This window comes from Prevotella sp. S7 MS 2 (assembly GCF_000762865.1).
Classification (GTDB): Bacteria; Bacteroidota; Bacteroidia; order Bacteroidales; family Bacteroidaceae; genus Prevotella.
Window position 1 is genome coordinate 1 of record NZ_JRPT01000026.1, and the last position, 17,044, is coordinate 17,044.

Genomic DNA, 17,044 nt, shown 5'->3' on the forward strand with positions numbered 1-17,044 from the left:
CCCCATTTGGCAACGAAAGACGCCCCACAGGAAAATCTACTGACGCGTCATGTATTTCCTCCAGCTCGCAACGCATATAATCTCTCAGATTTCTGACAAATTTTATAAACTCCTTCGGTTGAATATAGAGATTAATTGTAGGCGAATTGAATCGCAGACTTAAATCATGCAATATAACTCCACCCGTACAGTTATTGCAAAAAAGAGAAAAATCTTGATTGACAAGTCGTCTCGATTTATGTTTATGATACCATAGTCGAGGATACTTCAGCAATCGATGGCACAACCCATGAATATGTCCGTTTATTCTTACCATTCTTCTATATGATCTTAGTTTACCATTGCCCTTAGCTGTGCTAAAGATTCTCGTTTATATTCTTTATACTTTTCGTTATCTGCCCTAAGCTGGTATAATTCGCTTTCTTGATAGGTATCAGAACTGTTATATGACGTTATGGCTTTTTCATTCCCAACATTCTTCATTAGGGTTGTACCCCGTCCATCCTTATCATTAGCCGTCTTGACAACGGCTAACAACGGCTTATCAAATACAGTTGCAAAGGCCGTTCCATGAAAAGACGTTGTTATCACGAACTTGGCATGCTGAAACAGCCAAATAAACTCGCATGGTCCAATATGCTCTATGGACAGACAATGGGAATCGTAGACTGTGTATTTACCACCATTATAAACAACCGGTAATCCTAAGGTTTCATGTCCTTAATAATTTATCTCATTATTCAAAGTAGGTTGTTATCTGTATAGTTCTGTTGCTATAGTCTCCAAGAGTGGGTTGTCAGTTATCTTCAGCGTCTATAACGTCCTAACAAGACGTCTTACTAAGAACACAATTCAGACAAGTTTTCTATGATAAAATTCTGTGAGGTTTCCCGCAAAGCCTGCAAGGTAACGTCTGCATTATCCATATCCACTGCAGTAAAGACAGGGCTGTCGATCATTTTTATAAATCGGTTTTTAAGATTTAAAAATCCCAAAAGAGACTCCATCCTTATATCTGCATCATTACCTTGTTGCACAACATAAAAAGGCGTATGAAAGAGAAGAGAAAAAGCAGTACCATGGAACGAGGTTGTTACAACGCAAGCTGCATTTTTTATATAGCCTAAGAACATCTCTGGGGAGGCAGCCTCGTCCATCGTGTCTCTATGATATCCAAGCATTCCATTGGTCAACTCTACAATATCAGCATTTAATTGCTTGGCTAAGCTCTGTGCTTTTTCATATACTTCTTGGTGAGGCTTAATCTCATAGACAAGTATATAAGGCTTGCTTCTATGAACAGGTGCCGCTATTTTATCAAAGACTCTTCTCCCTGCGAGCAGCGTAGGATCAACAACCACAGAAATAGATTTGCCTGTCAATGGCATTAAAAGATCTTTAAACTTATCTTCACGAGTAGAAATGCATGTAACGTTCTGCAGCAATTCTTTTAATACTTTTTTTTGCTCATCGTTAAGTTCAGCCTGGCTTGTACTTGGGGCATAGGAAATCACCTTACACTTAAATCCTTTCCCAAACATCACTGGATCATATTGCCCACCAGTATGATAGGGCGACCACACTTGGTCACTACCTATAAACACCGCATCAAAATAAGAAAAATCGTCATTTTGCGAGTATAGGTAAAAATTAAATCTTGTATTGATAAACTGATTAAATCTTTCCCAACGTTTATGCCTTATCCTTCTATATCTGATATAATAGAGAAGACGTTTTATACATAAAACGACATTACGCGACAGCCATTGCCGACATCCATCTTTTAAATAAGTATTGGTTATATAGTCTGGTCTATAATCGATAACACAAGTCTCGTGACCTTGTTGTTCTAAATACTTATATAGGCCATACGCCTGTAACGTTGCACCATAGTTGTGTGCACTGTGAAAAGTGAGTATTCCTAATTTCATGTCTTAATTCGTTTTAGAAAGGGAAAATATCGAGAAAGTCTTTGAATAATGAGATAAAAATAAACCAACCACAAAGGGCGGTTAATTTCTCTCATGTATTTAGCTAATAACGGGGCTATAGCCTTTTCGAAATCTCCATTGGATCGTTGAATATTTTGCTCAAATTTCAGTCTCATTTCTGTTTTGGGAGTAGGAGTTGTTAGCCGGGGATTGCCTTCCCGCGCTTCTTTTATCGGACGTTCTTCCACAAATAAATTTCTCTCCTTGACAACGTCCCTAAAAAACTCTTTTCCAACTTCCGTACATATCAACACACACGAGACCTTTTCATGATTATAGCTACACGGTATAGTTTTGCCCAACCCATAAAAATCACACAACACTATATCACCAACCCGCTGCTCTTTCGCAAAATGGCAATGATAGCAATTTTCCCTGTAGCTCACACTTCTATGGTAACCATATTGGTAGCTGTCACCATCCTTGGTTCTTTGAGCGTAGAAACATTTTCCATCCTTGTCGTACAACGTAAACATAAAAGTTTGAGTTTTAAAGGCGGGGTCTCTGAAGTTCACACGAAAAGCCTTTGTGCCCATGCCTCTTTCTATCGTTGCAATGTGTTGTTGAAGATAGGTATGTGGTGTCATGCCATGACAGAGTATCTCTACAAAAATAATGTTTGGCTGGTTTCGATACATTTTTCGCATCGCAGCGATTTGGCATGATACTCCGATAGCTACTACATGATGGCCTTGTTTCAGATGATCTTTTATCTCGTTAAAAGCAGTATAACCGGAACTGAATACATATTTTGAATTCTTAAAAGCCGAAATATCTTCTTGTTTATCGGTTACTTTCAATGAGACCGAGAAATCGGGATTTGTTGATGCTCCTACTACGTAATATCCTCTACCAAGTGTATAGTCGTAAATTTCGTGTGCAACACCTCCTGACGCACTTGTACGCCTGTTTTCCATATTTTGCGACCAAGAGGCGTATGCCTCAACGGGACTGTTGCCCTCTGGCTCATTAAGAATAGGACATGTTTTTTCACATGCATGACACTCAATACATCTGTTACCATCAATAACGGGATATATCTGCCCTATCATATCCTCCCGCATCGTAATACATTGCTTAGGGCAAGGATAAGCACACGCACCACAGCCGGTACACAATGATAATGGAGCTAACTTTATCATGATGCTTTTATTTTGTCTTTCACCAAGTTTATCAGAAACTGTTTTTCATTCGATGTCATTCCCAACAACCATATTGATATGATGGATGAGAACACCGCTGCTCCACATACAAATATTGTATTTATCAGAGAAACAGGAAGCCTATAGTGCATATAATAAGGAAGTATTACCGAGAGCATCGACACCAATATAACTGCAACGAAAACCTCCCTCATATATTCTTTTATTGAGAAAGTAGGAATCAGAATTTTCACAATATATAGTCTTAAGAAATAGGCAACCAGAGTCATACATAAAGAAACTTCAAATACGATGATAGGCGGAAAATCATTTGCCAAATATATGTATGATATTGGAAGTATCAATATTTGACATAGTCCCACAACCAACTGATAAGTTCTGATTCTACCGGTTGCATGTGCCATTGTCATAATTGGAGACGACATTGCTGTTATAGCCGAAATAAATATGGTAAATCGGGTAAAATCTACAACATACTCCGGCAATTGGCCTAACCATAAATTAATGATATACGGTGCCTCAATGATAATTGGTAGCGCTACTGTCCAGATTAGATAATATGAATATTTAGAACTCCTAAAAACTAATTTAAACATACTCTGAAGTTCGTCCTGGGCATAGTATTTTGTAATTTGGGGACGCACCGCAACATAAAAGTTTGAAAAAAACATTCCTACCGCCCCGTTTACCTGTGCCGCTATGCCATTGGCTGCATTGACCACCGGAGTAAAAAATATATTAAGCAAAATATTCAATCCCTGTCCTTGGGCTATGCCTGCAACAGAGCCAAATAAATTCCATCCGGAATAGCTTAATATCTCCTTGAACAGCTTCGTATCACGGTAAATCCGGAAATGACACTCCCTGAAATTCCTTATGCAGTATATACGATATATCATTGTAATGATAAGTGATACCAACAGGTATAACGCTCCATAAATTACGAGTCTGTCCAACGGAATAAGGGGTAAACAAAAAACGATCAACAGTTTTAAAGCATTGTCTAAGATACTTACGTACGCAAACACATCCATTCGCTCGTGTGACACGATGGATGCATTATATGGGTCTGTTAGCAAAGAGTTGATGACTGCGAATATTGAAAATTGGTAAACCCAGTTTGCTGCACTGATACGGTCGGGAGGAATGATTAATTGCGTGTTTAAAAACCAAAGCCCTATTGTTTCGCAGATGATGAAGAAAACGATGCAGAGAATGATATAAATAGAAAGGGAAATACAAAACGTCCTGTTCAGCCTTTCAAAATCATCTCTTCCTATTTCGAACGAAAGATAACGTTGGGTAGCAACGGTCATTGCGCTGTTCAACACGCCCATCATGGCAGTGATGCCCCCTACAACATTATAGATTCCAAAATCTTGTACACCTAAGTATTTCAGTATTACCCTGCTTGTATATAGGTTGATGATAAGAATAAAACACATTCTTATATACAGCAGCAACGTATTCTTGGCTACACGCTTATTATTTTCTTGTACTGATGAAGACATTTATAAAGAAATAAGCTTTCTACTTACAGCAGTTAGTATAGTACAAAATCCTGTCATAAAAAACGTTCTCAGTCCTGTCTACAAGCTTTGATATCACGTATGATATCTTGGGTGAACCTTTCTGCGCCAATTCTATTTAAATGATCTCTATCTTTATAATACTTCGTTGTCAAATAGTTTTCATCCTCCGACATATCACGAAAATGTACATCGTTTTCTGTACAATATTTTTTTAGATAAGCATTAAACAACTTGTTGTTATGATAATGACATGGAGAGATATACATGTATAATTCTATGTGTTTTGTCCTACACGTCCTTACAAGTTCGTCTAAGCTTTGCTGTTCTATTGGTTCTACTACCAACTCATCTGCTGGAACCAACTCAGCCCTTGTGTATTCACCATCTAAAGGTGTATATCCGTCGTTACCTCTATTTTGGCCTCTTATGGTACCTATTAATAATGGGAATAAGTTATTGTATCTATATAAATTTGATTTCAATTTTATATTCTCTTGCCATGTATTTATTTGTTCAGCATATTTGTCAACCGTTGGTGACAATCCATATAAATATTTAGGAACACTTGGGGTGTTGTTTAAAGAAAGAGGAGCCATATCTACAATAACTATCTTCGGCGTAGAACGAGAGAGCATTCCTTGTAAGATTAAGTTATAAAAAAACATATCTTCACCGTCTTCCCCCGCATTATAACAGTCCATTTGAAAATCTCTCTTTAGCCTTTTAGGATCTATGCCATGTTTTGCCTTACTTGCTCCTAAGATTAGAATGTCTGTAGTTTCTGTCATAAGTGAGTTTACAGTATGAGGAACATTAGCATTGCTTTGGGGCAGGTGTGCTAAAGTGTATCTACTTACATAGCCTACGACAACATCAATTATAACAATAGATACCAGAATTATAAAAGCCTTGTATAAAAACGTTTTCATTTTTATTTAAAACTGAAAATAAATAAAAGATTTTCCTTCTAATGCTCCAAATAAAATAATATACGAAATGAGGAAAATAACAGTCATAAGTCTGACTACCGAGCTATTAGAACTCATAAAATATCTATGATGACAAAATTCATCCAACGAATCCTTCAGTATCATCATTGCCGTTGAAACTAAGCCCACCGTAAAAACTCGAGGATCGATAAGCGCAATATTTCCAAAACCTTTTTCCATTTGCGAAAAAATAATATTGTAATCCAACAATGAGTTTATACGAAAGAGCTGCCAAGCCAGGCTTACTATGATAAATGTGGAAATGATTGACACTACTCTCTTTAATCCTTCAGGGTGGTATTTGTGACTACGCTTTAAAATAGATTGCGACCAGAGCTTATGGGCGCATAAGGCTATTCCGTGCATAAAACCCCACACCATAAAATTGAGTGCAGCGCCATGCCACATACCACAGAGAGTCATGGCTACCATTTGGTTAATATACATTCTGATTTTCCCTTTCCGGTTTCCACCCAATGGAATATAAATATAATCTCGTATCCACGAAGATAAGGTTATATGCCATTTACGCCAAAAATCGGTTACAGAATCCGCAAAATATGGTCGATTAAAGTTTTCGGAAACCTTGATCCCCATTATTTGAGCAACTCCTATCGCCATGTTCGAATAACCATTAAAATCTGCATAGATCTGAAACGAATATAGAACTGTTGCGAACAGGATAGAAGATATATTATGTTCTGATAAATTGTTAAATACTGCATCTGTGTAAGAAACGAGAACGTCGGCAATGCATAATTTGGTAAACAGCCCCCAAAGTACTCGCTTTAATCCTTCTGACACATAGCCGAAATTGATCAAACGTTGATGATACAATTGTGGAATGAAGGTATTGGGACGATCAATGGGGCCAGACATAATCGTGGGGAAAAATGCAATGTAGGTCGCGAAAGTTATAAAATCGGTTGCAGTGCTTATATTCCCCCTGCGTATCTCAACGAGATAGCTAATTAACTTAAAAGTAAAGAAACTTATACCAATGGGCAAAACAATCTTGAAAGTACTATAATTCGTTTGTAACCCCATCAACGAAAATAGATTGGCAAAGCCTTCTATAAAGAAATTAAGATATTTAAAGTAAAGCAGCAAAACTATTCCTATAATAACTCCAAAAGCTGTTAATTTTGATGCATACTTTGATCTTTCGTGTATAGAGTGGGTTATCGCTTTTCCAAGATAATAGAATATTGCAGTAACAATGAATAACAGTATAGCCATTCTCCTATCAGCCCACCCATAAAAAATATAGGAAGCCAACAGCAGCAATACATTTTGTTTTCTACCACTATTGAGTAACGTGAAATAGGGTAACAAAACTATAATGAAAAAAAACCAAAAAATGATAGAATTGATAAGCATTTCTTGTTATTATTAACTTAGTCCCTTATTTTAATATTAATGCAGATTGGTATATTTTCCTTTATAACAACTTATCTATCACGCGTATTGCCCACCATAAAACAGATTGTTTACCCATCGTATTCTTGATGTAAGTCTGACAATATAGTAGGAAATAAAGGTGAAAACGATGCCAACAACAGGCAGCAGAACCAAACCTTCAAGAACTCCTATCTCAGAAACCTGAAAAAATGGGATAGCAACAGCTAATCATTCAAACACGAAAATCTGCACAACATAGATGCCAAACGTGTATTTTCCTATATTCGACAACTCATCTATGAGTTTTGAAAGTGAAGAAATAGAACTTATAGTTTTGCATATACCCAAACATAGCATTGTGCCTGCAAAGCCTACGATATATTCCGTCGCTATGTAAGTCGGCTTCAATATATTGGCTTGTTATGCCCTAATCCTTACATAAGGGTATGCTTATTATTCCAAAACTAAGAACATTCTACTCCCACCCATCTCCCCACATTTCCTCTGTATCAAGATCGAAGGATTTGGAGTGGGTGCCGCTGGCATCGCCTTCGATGGGATTGCCACTGGTATCAACATTATTGTCTATGTTTATTCCCGGATGCTCTGAGCCGGCTAAAAGCTGAGATGTTGAGTTGTGTTGAGGAGTGCGGTTGTTGGCTGTATATATGGTTTGTGTTGCACGGTATGATTTTATTTGCGAACATACATTTTCTTCCCGTTCCTGATGTAGATTCCGGGTAGCAGGGGCTTGGTGTCGTCCACGGCTATTCCCTAGAGGGTGTATGTTCGGTTGTGGAGTGGTCGTCTATCTGTGTTAATGGTTTTGACTGTTGTCGTTTCGTCCTCGAACTTTATGGAATATTTGGCTTTTGCCGATGCACCCGACGATTTTTGTATCCTGAAGAAAGCGCGCATGCCATTCATCCAATTGCGTGAAGTTGAGGGCTTGTACAGTCTGTCACCGTTGCCGAGGAACAGCTCCGTGCCATCGGTTTCCAACTCAACAGGATCGTAGGTGCCAACAAATGAGTACATTCCTGTGGGAACATTCACCGATTGCGATTTTTGCGCCGTGAAAACCACATTGGTAAAAGTTGGGTTCTTTACTGTTTTCGCGGGTTTGAGGAGATAAGGATTGCCAGCTTTTATTTCTGATACCTTGCTGAATATCATCGTGTTGCCTTCAACCTCACCCGTGAACGTCCTTAATAATTTTCCGGTGCCAAATTTGGCATTTAGGTCGTCCTTGTTTACATCAAACGGCAGACAAATCGTATTCCAGTAGTCTTTCGAGAATGTGCGCTTCACAGTGCATGAAACTGTATCTCGTGCCTTGTCGGGGATTTTTATATTTTGCTTATCGTCCAATCCCGTGACCACCTCAATGGACTTGAGGTACATCTGCTTATTCCGGAAGTCAGGAAACTCGAACCTGACGCTTACCTTGCCCGTGACACCGTAGAAAGGAGCAGTATGTTGCACAAAGTCTTTGCCGTCTCCGTCCTTCTTTTTGCAACAGAAAGTCGTGTCGCTTACTTTTATCGTTATGGTGTAGGCATATTTCAAATATGCATCTACCTTGACTGATTCCACATGGTCGAAGGCGTCTAAAGATTCAATCTCCACGTATCTCACACTATCTTTTTTGGATCCCATATGGAGAACTATATCCCCTGCATTTGTCGCATTGTAGCCGTCTGTCTTCAGCGTCCATTGTGTTCCATATTCCGTGCAGGTGTGCACATCGCCCATATCATCTCCACGACCAATACCTCGGAACATTTTATATAGGTCAAACTTTTGCGCTTGCGCAGTCGATAAAACCAAACAGGCAAGGAAGCTTAATATGAGTCTTCGTGACATCATTACCTATAGGTGTCGTTCAATTTTTGCGTCAATTTTTCTCACCACGGCTCGTATCCATCATAAGGAAGTTCTTCAACCGTCTCACGCACTTCGTCCACGTCAAAGTCGGTGGCATCGATCTCGCCGGTCTCTTTCATCTGCTCATAACCCCAGATGCCACCGCAGTCCTCTTCGGGACATGCTCCCTTGCCGGCAGTACAGGTAGCGTGTTCGGAAGGTTGGTCGAGCACCTTCTCAAGGGCAATGTCGTGTGTCCAGTCGTCGCCAAAATCGTAGACATAGCAGAGTTTTTTTGTCACACTGCCATCTCCAAAAAACTCGCCCAAGGTGTAGGTGTAGGCATCGTAGTCGGGTTCCTGCCAGTCGTCTTCGCTGGGTTCGGCGATGGTGAGTACACGACTGTAGGGCACGTCGCAGAAATTATAGAGATGCTCGTTCCACCAGCCAAAAGCTTCCTGAATAACGGCATGGAAGCCGGAAAACGTGAAGTGGTCAGGCACAAGCACGCGGCGCCATACAGGTGGCTTCGACGTTCCCCGTAATTTTATCTTGAACTGATAGGTCACTTTCAAACCTTTCTTGCCCGAGGGTTGCACCTGGCTTTTGCCCTTGAATAGGTCCGACATTTCACCAGCGTTTTCGAAAATCTCACGCAGACTATTAAGGTCGGATATACTTTCAAGCCCGGGGAAAATAGGAATGATTCTCGCTTTTTTCTTCATGACTCTATGTTATTTGTTATTCAGCAACGGAGTTAGGTGGGAGCAACAAGTCGCTGATTAAATGTTATGTTTTTTGCAACGACTAACACGACTGGACACAACTTAAATGTTGTGAAGAGTTGTGGGTGTCGATGCAGAAATAATTATGAATTATAAATCCGCAGCACCTTCTCCACTATCGGTGCCATGTCGTAGTATTTGTATTCGGCCAGACGACCGCCGAAGATCACGTTTTCTTCCTTGTCGGCCAACGCCTTGTAACGGGCATACAGTTCGCTGTTGCGACTGTCGTTCACGGGATAGTAGGGTTCCATGCCGGGTGCCCACTCCGTTGAATATTCGCGCGAGATGACAGTCTTGGGATTTTTTTCTACATCAGGACCGAACATCTCGAAGTGCTTGTGTTCGATGATACGCGTATAGGGTACCTCGGCCTCCGTGTAGTTCACCACCGCGTTACCCTGGTGGTTGGCCGTGTCGAGCACCTCGTTTTCAAAACGCACGGTGCGGTACTCAAGGTTGCCCTGCGCATAGTCGAAATACTCATCGATTTTCCCGGTATATACAATCTTGTCGGCCACTTTTCTCCACTTGTCCCGATCGACAAAGAAGTCGGTATTCACCCGAGTCTCAACACCATCCAACAGTCCGTCTATCAGCTTGTTATATCCACCGATGGGAATGCCCTGATAGGTGTTGTTGAAGTAGTTATTGTCGAAAACCAACCTCACAGGCAACCGCTTGATGATAAACGCGGGCAGCTCGGTGCACTTCCTCCCCCACTGCTTCTCGGTGTAGCCCTTGATGAGCCGTTCATAGATGTCGCGACCAATGAGTACCAAAGCCTGCTCCTCCAAGTTACGAGGCTCGTCAATGCCATCGGCCTTCATCTTGGCCACAGCTTCGGCACGCTGCTCGTCGAGCTTAGCCTGCGCCTCTGCCGGCGTGGTGACGCCCCACATCTGATAAAAAGTGTTCATGTTGAACGGCAGGTTGTAGAGCCGTCCCTTGTAGTTGGCCACGGGTGAATTGGTATAGCGGTTAAACTCAACGATGGAGTTTACAAAATCCCACACCCTTTTGCTGTTGGTGTGGAAGATGTGGGCACCATACTTGTGGACGTTGATGCCTTCCACATTCTCACAATACACATTGCCACCGAGCTGGGCACGCTTGTCGATCACCAAGCATCGCTTCCCCTGCTTCCTGGCAAGATGGGCAAAAGTTGCCCCAAACAGGCCTGAGCCTACAATAAGGTAGTCGAAATGCATCTTGAAAAAGTTTAGACATTGGACGGACACACCCTCTCCTCCCCCATTGCAAGGCCACAGACGGGGTATGTGGAAGAAAATTATCTTCCGAGGCTGAGAAGGTCGTCCGCTTCAGAGGTTGGCCGAATGTCAAAGGCAACAGGGGTGCTCCATGAAAATACAAAGGGCTTTGCGCCTTTGCTTTTTAACAAATAAGATACTCCCTTTCATCAACCATAGTTGATTTATCCACATGGCCTTGCTCGCAGATTATCAATAACAGTCTTTGTACTGATTGCAAATGTACTATAAAAATAATGAATGTACAACTAATTTCAGGAAAAACACGTAGAGTGACCGGCACGTGCAAATGACCGCAGTAAACCATGTATGGGAATATGGCCACATCATATCTCTATACTACCACTCCATAACACAACAGTATAACCTTGTTACCCTGTCCTTTTTACTTATCGAAGTTGGAAGATTCATCTATTTTATCTACTTTTGTAACCTTATATACAGTATATTACATGAAAAAACAGATACTCTTATTCACTCTATTTGTCGTTAGTCTCTCGTCTTGGATGCGAGCCTCCACCCCACTATATTTCTACCACATAGGGCTGACCGAAGGCTTATCGCAAAGCACCATATTTGATATTGCCCAAGACAAGAGAGGATTTCTATGGGTAGCCACAAGTGCAGGCCTCAATAGATACGACGGTTACGAGTTTAAAGTATTCCGCCATTCAGATAGCAATCAGTATAGTATTGGCGACGACGCCATCAAAAACCTATTCATAGACAGCACAGACCAACTATGGATAGGAACCGCAACAGGTTTGGCGCACTACAATGTTGACAAGGGATACTTTGAAAACTACAAGGCTCCAAAAGGTGGAAGCATACGCCATCTTTGCCAATATGCCAAGAGTAAACTCATCGTGAACAACAATGGTGGCGTGTATCTGTTTGATACACAAAGCCGAAAATTCATTCAGAAACTCCACCTGCCGTACACTTCGTGTATGTATCAAGCCGGCCACACAGTATATATTGCAACCGTATCCGGGCTGTATATGCTCAACACACAGACCCGGAAAGTATGGAAATCGGATTTTGCCAAATGGCAGGGACGGCATATACAAGACATGTTTTTACACAAAAATCGGCTATGGATAGGAACTGAGGGGGAAGGTCTGTACTGTATTGACTTGCAAAACAAGCAAGAACGGCATTTTACAGCGAGCAATTCACCACTATGTTCCAACTATGTGCGCAGCCTGTCAGTAGATAGTGACGGACAGTTATGGATAGGAACGGTCAATGGTCTGAACATCGTTGACATCCAGGACAAATGGCAATACATAGGTAGCAACTCATTCGACGAAGGCAGTCTATCGCAAAACTCTGTCAGATGCATATTGCGCGACAATCAAAAAGGTATGTGGGTAGGTACCTATTTTGGTGGTCTGAACTACTACAACCCACAGAAGAACCGATTCACCAAGATACGCCACAATCGCAGTATCGATGCCAACAACCACAATATAACCAGCTTTATAACACAAGATTCGCATCAAAGACTGTGGCTAGGGACCAATGGTGGTATCGCTATCTACGATTATCAGCAACACGCCTTCAACTATATCACAACACGAGACGGATTACGGTCGAACGACATCAAATCCATCTACATACATCCTACCAACGGAAATATCTATGTAGGAGCCCAATTAGGAGGGTTGTGTATCGTCACCCCGATAACCAATAAGACTCAAGTCTACACTACACATACCGGAAATGCCGACGACAACAGTATCTATGCCATCACCAAAGGTACCAATGCCCATACCTTACTACTAGGTACACTCACCGGATTGAGACACTTCAACACCCTCACCCATCAATTCTCAGAAGTGCGCACAGCCACAGGTGGCAAACTACCCCAACGCAAAATCAGGGTCATAGAACAAGACGGCATGAACCGTCTATGGACCGGAGCCGAAAATGGACTGATAGTCTACGATGCCAAGGAAGCCACACTACGAGAGAATAGTATCATAAACCAGAAGCATCTACTACGCCACGTAGCCATTAACAGTATCACCCTCACCGACCGACAGGCGTGGGTGGGTACCCAACGGGGACTCTATTGTGTAAATATAGCTACGGGGGCTACCAAACAATACACCGTTGCCAGCGGTCTGCCTAGCAACATGGTTTACGGCGTTGTCGTCGATAAGCGCGGTAGTTTATGGATTAGTACCGACAACGGCCTATGTTGCTGGAACACCAAAACCCATCAATTCAGAAACTTTACCAATGCCGACGGCATCTCCAGCAACCAGTTTCTGCCCAATGCCTACTATCAAAGCCCTACCGGAGACATCTATTTCGGCAGCGTAAATGGCATTACAAAATTTAATCCGCAGCACTTTGCGAACAATCATTATGCCCCACAGCCTATACTCACCGAGCTCAGACTGTTTAATACGGTCGTCACTCCAAACGACAAGACCCACATATTACAGACGCAAATAGAACGCACCCATGCCATCACTTTATCCCCCGGACAATCCATGTTGGCCTTTAAATTTTCCGTACCCAACTTCATTGCCGGTGCACACAACACATTTGCCTACAAACTGGAAGGCTACGAAAGTGAATGGCATCAAGGAAATAAGAGCCGTATAGCATCCTATTCCAACCTTCCTCACGGCACCTATCAATTATTAGTAAAGGTAGCCAACAACGACGGTCTATGGGGAAAGGCAAAGAATATGCTCGAAATCGAGGTCTTACCCCATTGGTATCATACGTGGTGGTTTAGGCTATTAAGCCTCATTGTGATAGCGCTGGCGTCTATCATGATATTCCGTTATCTGTTAGAAAGGAAAAAGATGGAAATGCAGTTGGCTCAGGAGCGAGCCGAAAAGAGGCGCATCAGCGAAGTCAACGAGATGAAACATAAATTCTTTATCGACATTTCTCACGAGCTTCGTACGCCACTGACCTTGATAACATCGCCCTTACAAGAATTGCAAGAACGCACAACCGCCCCATGGCAACAGCACCAATTACAACTGATACATACCAATACCAATCGGTTGTTGCACTTGGTAAACCAGCTACTAGACTACCGAAAGGCCGAAACCGGTAATTTCCAACTGCAGGTAAAGCCTATATCGCCGGCCAATCTATTGACAAGATTGTATGAAGTGTTCGGAAAGAAGGCTGCCAAACTAGGCATAGACTATCAAATAGATATAGAGAATTTGCCCAAAGAAACATATTGCGACCCCAATTTTATCGACATTATAATAAACAATCTACTCTCTAATGCTTTCAAGCATACCACACGTGGACAAAAAATTAGCTTAATAGGAAATGTCGAAGACAACTATATGGTACTCTCTGTAGCAGATACCGGCGAAGGAATCGCACCCGAACATCAAACCAAAATATTCGAGCGATTCTACCAAACAGATAGAGACCATGCCGGAACAGGTATCGGACTTTCGCTCGTGAAGCATCTCTGCACGCTGCACCATGGCGAGATTACGGTCGAAAGCAAACAAGGAGAAGGCAGTCGGTTCACCGTTTTATTGCCTTATAGGGCAGAAGACTACCAAGAGAATGAGAAAGTTATTACCACTACTCAAGCCCAAACGGCTGTTTCAGAAAATGCCGAAACCATCATGATAGTGGAAGACAATGACGATATTAGAGAATATATCAGAAGCTCGCTAGCCCCACAATACCGTATCTTGACGGCTGAGAACGGACAAGAAGCTTTAAGTTTATTGACAACCGAACAGCCCCAACTCATCGTCACCGACGTGATGATGCCTCTGATGGATGGCTTGGAATTCTGCAAACATGTAAAACAAACGATAGAGACTTGCCACATTCCGGTCATCATTTTATCGGCAAAAACCGAGCAAAGCGAGCAGTTAGAGGGTCTCAAACTAGGCGCCGACGACTATATGCCCAAACCCTTCTCCATGTCGATACTCAAGAGTAAGATTCACAATATACTACGTACACGCCATCTAGCTATTGAACATTACAAGGGCAAAGTAAACATACAGCCTCAAGAGATAGCCGTCAATCCGATAGACCAAGACTTCTTGAAGAGTGCGCTGGAGATAGTAGAAAAGCATCTCACCGACAGCGACTTCTCTACAGAGAGGTTTGCCCGTGAGATGCTTATGAGTAGATCGAATCTTCATCTCAAGATGAAGGCCTTAATAGGCGAATCTACCAATGAGTTCATCAAGCGCGTAAAATTCAAGAAAGCTTGCGAACTACTACGTAGTAGAAGGTACAGCATCAGTGAAATCGCCTATATGACAGGGTTCAATACTCCCTCCTATTTCACTGCAAGTTTTAAATCTCGCTTCAATTGTCTACCTTCCGAGTATGCCGACAGAGACGTCACTGCCACTTCGGATTCTGCTGATACTTAGGCAATAAGTCTAAGTCGCGCTGTGGAATTGGTAGCAATTCGTGCTTGCCTTCTTGTGTAAACTCCGAACATATATAATAGGTGGCACCCTCACTGTACCAATTGACGAGGTTCTGCTCGGTCTTCTTGATACTCTGATAGTATATGCCCCAACGTACAAGATCCTGTCGGCGCTGTCCTTCGAAGGCTAGTTCGTAAGCTCGCTCATCGCGTACAGCCTGCTGGAACGAGGCATAATCCAACCCCGACAAATCGCAGACACTACTTGGAGTGGCCACAGGCAATCCATAACCACGACGACGTACCATGTTGATAGCGGTGTAGGCCTCAGCCGTGGGACGCTTATGCCATTCATTCAAAGCCTCAGCATAGAGTAGCAACACGTCGGCATAGCGCAGCACATACCAATTGACATTCGACAGATTGGCATCTACCAGATAATTATTTTCTTCCACATACTTCTCGGTATCCCACTTACCCGGACAGATATTATTGGCATACGAGCGCTTCAATTCGTCTTTAGCATCTTCGGCAAAGCTCTCTTCAAAGGTACCTTGGTTAGACAAAGTCTGTTTGCCCTTAGCTGTATAACGATAGTCGGCAAACGAGATTGCCCACCTCTTATCATTGGCATGATTCGGCCAAGAGCCTAAGAAAGTAGGTATGACACGCCAGTTAGCTGCATTACGAATACCTTTGATACCACTAGCCGATACACCGTTCCACTTCCCGATACGCCCACTGGCATCTTCTGTCCCACGTCCTGTAATCGAAGGAGAATAGAACGACACCTCAATAAGGCTTTCGGCAGAATCCCACTTGCCATTACAGGTGTTCTTCCAAAGCTGTTCATAGTCGGTAAGCAGATGGTGTTTGCCCGACTCTATCAACACCTTAGCCGTCTTAGCAGCCTCTTCCCACTTGCTTTCATCGTGTACCGGATACCCCGCCCACGTAGCATACACCTTCGTCAACAATCCTAAAGCAGCTCCTTTAGACATACGGAAAGAGTTATCAGAGCGCAGTTGGTCGTCAGAAGCGTACGGTAAATTCTGCACAGCATACTTCAAATCGGCCTCGATAAATCGGTACACACTGTCGGGAGCAGTTTGTTCGAACGTCTTAGGACTTTCTTGCGAAGCACTGGTCTTCGTTGTCAGCGTGATATGTCCATACCAACGTAACAACTCAAAATAATATAAGGCACGCAGACATCGAGCTTCGGCCATATAAACAGTGGCTAGTTTCTTATCTACATCATTATAAGTATCGACCTTACTTGACAGATTTTCCAAGAAGTCGTTGGTATTATAAATGGCCGAATACAGTTCTTTCCACGTAGCTCTCACCTCGTCTTGTGTGCTGGTATAGGCATTGGCAGGTACCAAACGAAAGCCGTTGGTACTGGAACCTTCGCATTTTGCCAAGTCGGTAGGCAGTGTAAAAAGCAACGACAGATGGTATCTATACAGTCCCTCATTGGTCATACTGCGATACACACCGAGCAAAACTTTCTCGGCATCCTTCGCACTATTCACGTATTTATCTTTTTCCACCTCAGTGAAATTCTGCTCATTGAGCGAGCATGAGCCTAGTACTATCAAAGCTAAAAGCCCACTTGCAATATATCGAAAAATGTTTTTCTTCATGACA

13 protein-coding genes are annotated in these 17,044 nt (G+C 42.2%); 2 read left to right on the forward strand and 11 right to left on the reverse strand.

Features of this window, described 5'->3' with window-relative positions:
• Positions 1-316 (reverse strand): DUF1919 domain-containing protein (locus HMPREF0671_RS12665; protein ID WP_156958370.1); only part of this gene is annotated, 316 nt, incomplete at its 3' end.
• Positions 317-330: 14 nt separating this feature from the next.
• A complete protein-coding gene (locus tag HMPREF0671_RS12670) occupies positions 331-591 on the reverse strand; it encodes a hypothetical protein (RefSeq protein WP_369793929.1) in 261 nt (86 codons plus the stop codon).
• On the opposite strand from HMPREF0671_RS12670, the gene HMPREF0671_RS12585 reads away from it, so the two are divergent.
• Entirely contained in the window at positions 571-702 is a 132-nt protein-coding gene (locus tag HMPREF0671_RS12585) for a hypothetical protein (RefSeq protein WP_255347964.1), read from the forward strand. The two genes, HMPREF0671_RS12670 and HMPREF0671_RS12585, sit on opposite strands and share 21 nt — an antisense overlap.
• Before the next feature lie 137 nt (positions 703-839).
• On the opposite strand, the gene HMPREF0671_RS05715 is transcribed toward HMPREF0671_RS12585, so the two are convergent.
• From HMPREF0671_RS05715 to glf, 8 genes are all read right to left on the reverse strand, one after another.
• A complete protein-coding gene (locus HMPREF0671_RS05715) occupies positions 840-1,931 on the reverse strand; it encodes a polysaccharide pyruvyl transferase family protein (protein WP_036897870.1) in 1,092 nt (363 codons plus the stop codon).
• On the reverse strand, positions 1,928-3,133 hold the full coding sequence (locus tag HMPREF0671_RS05720) for a Coenzyme F420 hydrogenase/dehydrogenase, beta subunit C-terminal domain (protein ID WP_084589725.1): 1,206 nt from the start codon (positions 3,131-3,133) through the stop codon (positions 1,928-1,930). The genes HMPREF0671_RS05715 and HMPREF0671_RS05720 overlap by 4 nt, the downstream gene beginning before the upstream one ends.
• Positions 3,130-4,665 (reverse strand): hypothetical protein, encoded by a 1,536-nt coding sequence (locus HMPREF0671_RS05725; protein ID WP_036897876.1) that lies wholly within the window; start codon positions 4,663-4,665, stop codon positions 3,130-3,132. Before HMPREF0671_RS05725 ends, HMPREF0671_RS05720 begins: the two co-directional genes overlap by 4 nt.
• A gap of 68 nt (positions 4,666-4,733) precedes the next feature.
• Positions 4,734-5,615 (reverse strand): hypothetical protein, encoded by an 882-nt coding sequence (locus tag HMPREF0671_RS05730; protein WP_036897880.1) that lies wholly within the window; start codon positions 5,613-5,615, stop codon positions 4,734-4,736.
• 6 nt (positions 5,616-5,621) lie between these two features.
• The gene (locus tag HMPREF0671_RS05735) at positions 5,622-6,914 is read right to left on the reverse strand and encodes an MBOAT family protein (protein ID WP_198025884.1); all 1,293 of its coding nucleotides are present in this window, start codon (positions 6,912-6,914) and stop codon (positions 5,622-5,624) included.
• 936 nt (positions 6,915-7,850) lie between these two features.
• A complete protein-coding gene (locus HMPREF0671_RS05740; protein WP_036897883.1) occupies positions 7,851-8,861 on the reverse strand; it encodes a hypothetical protein in 1,011 nt (336 codons plus the stop codon).
• 122 nt (positions 8,862-8,983) lie between these two features.
• Positions 8,984-9,541, reverse strand: coding sequence for a plasmid pRiA4b ORF-3 family protein (locus HMPREF0671_RS05745; RefSeq protein ID WP_232223170.1), 558 nt, complete (start codon positions 9,539-9,541; stop codon positions 8,984-8,986).
• A gap of 269 nt (positions 9,542-9,810) precedes the next feature.
• Positions 9,811-10,938: a UDP-galactopyranose mutase gene (gene glf, locus HMPREF0671_RS05750; protein WP_036897889.1), complete on the reverse strand. Its 1,128-nt coding sequence runs from the start codon at positions 10,936-10,938 to the stop codon at positions 9,811-9,813.
• Between the two features lie 512 nt (positions 10,939-11,450).
• On the opposite strand from glf, the gene HMPREF0671_RS05755 reads away from it, so the two are divergent.
• A complete protein-coding gene (locus HMPREF0671_RS05755) occupies positions 11,451-15,392 on the forward strand; it encodes a two-component regulator propeller domain-containing protein (protein ID WP_084589726.1) in 3,942 nt (1,313 codons plus the stop codon).
• Here the strand turns inward: HMPREF0671_RS05755 and HMPREF0671_RS05760 are convergent.
• A complete protein-coding gene (locus HMPREF0671_RS05760) occupies positions 15,361-17,040 on the reverse strand; it encodes a RagB/SusD family nutrient uptake outer membrane protein (RefSeq protein WP_036897892.1) in 1,680 nt (559 codons plus the stop codon). The two genes, HMPREF0671_RS05755 and HMPREF0671_RS05760, sit on opposite strands and share 32 nt — an antisense overlap.
• Positions 17,041-17,044: the final 4 nt, after the last annotated feature.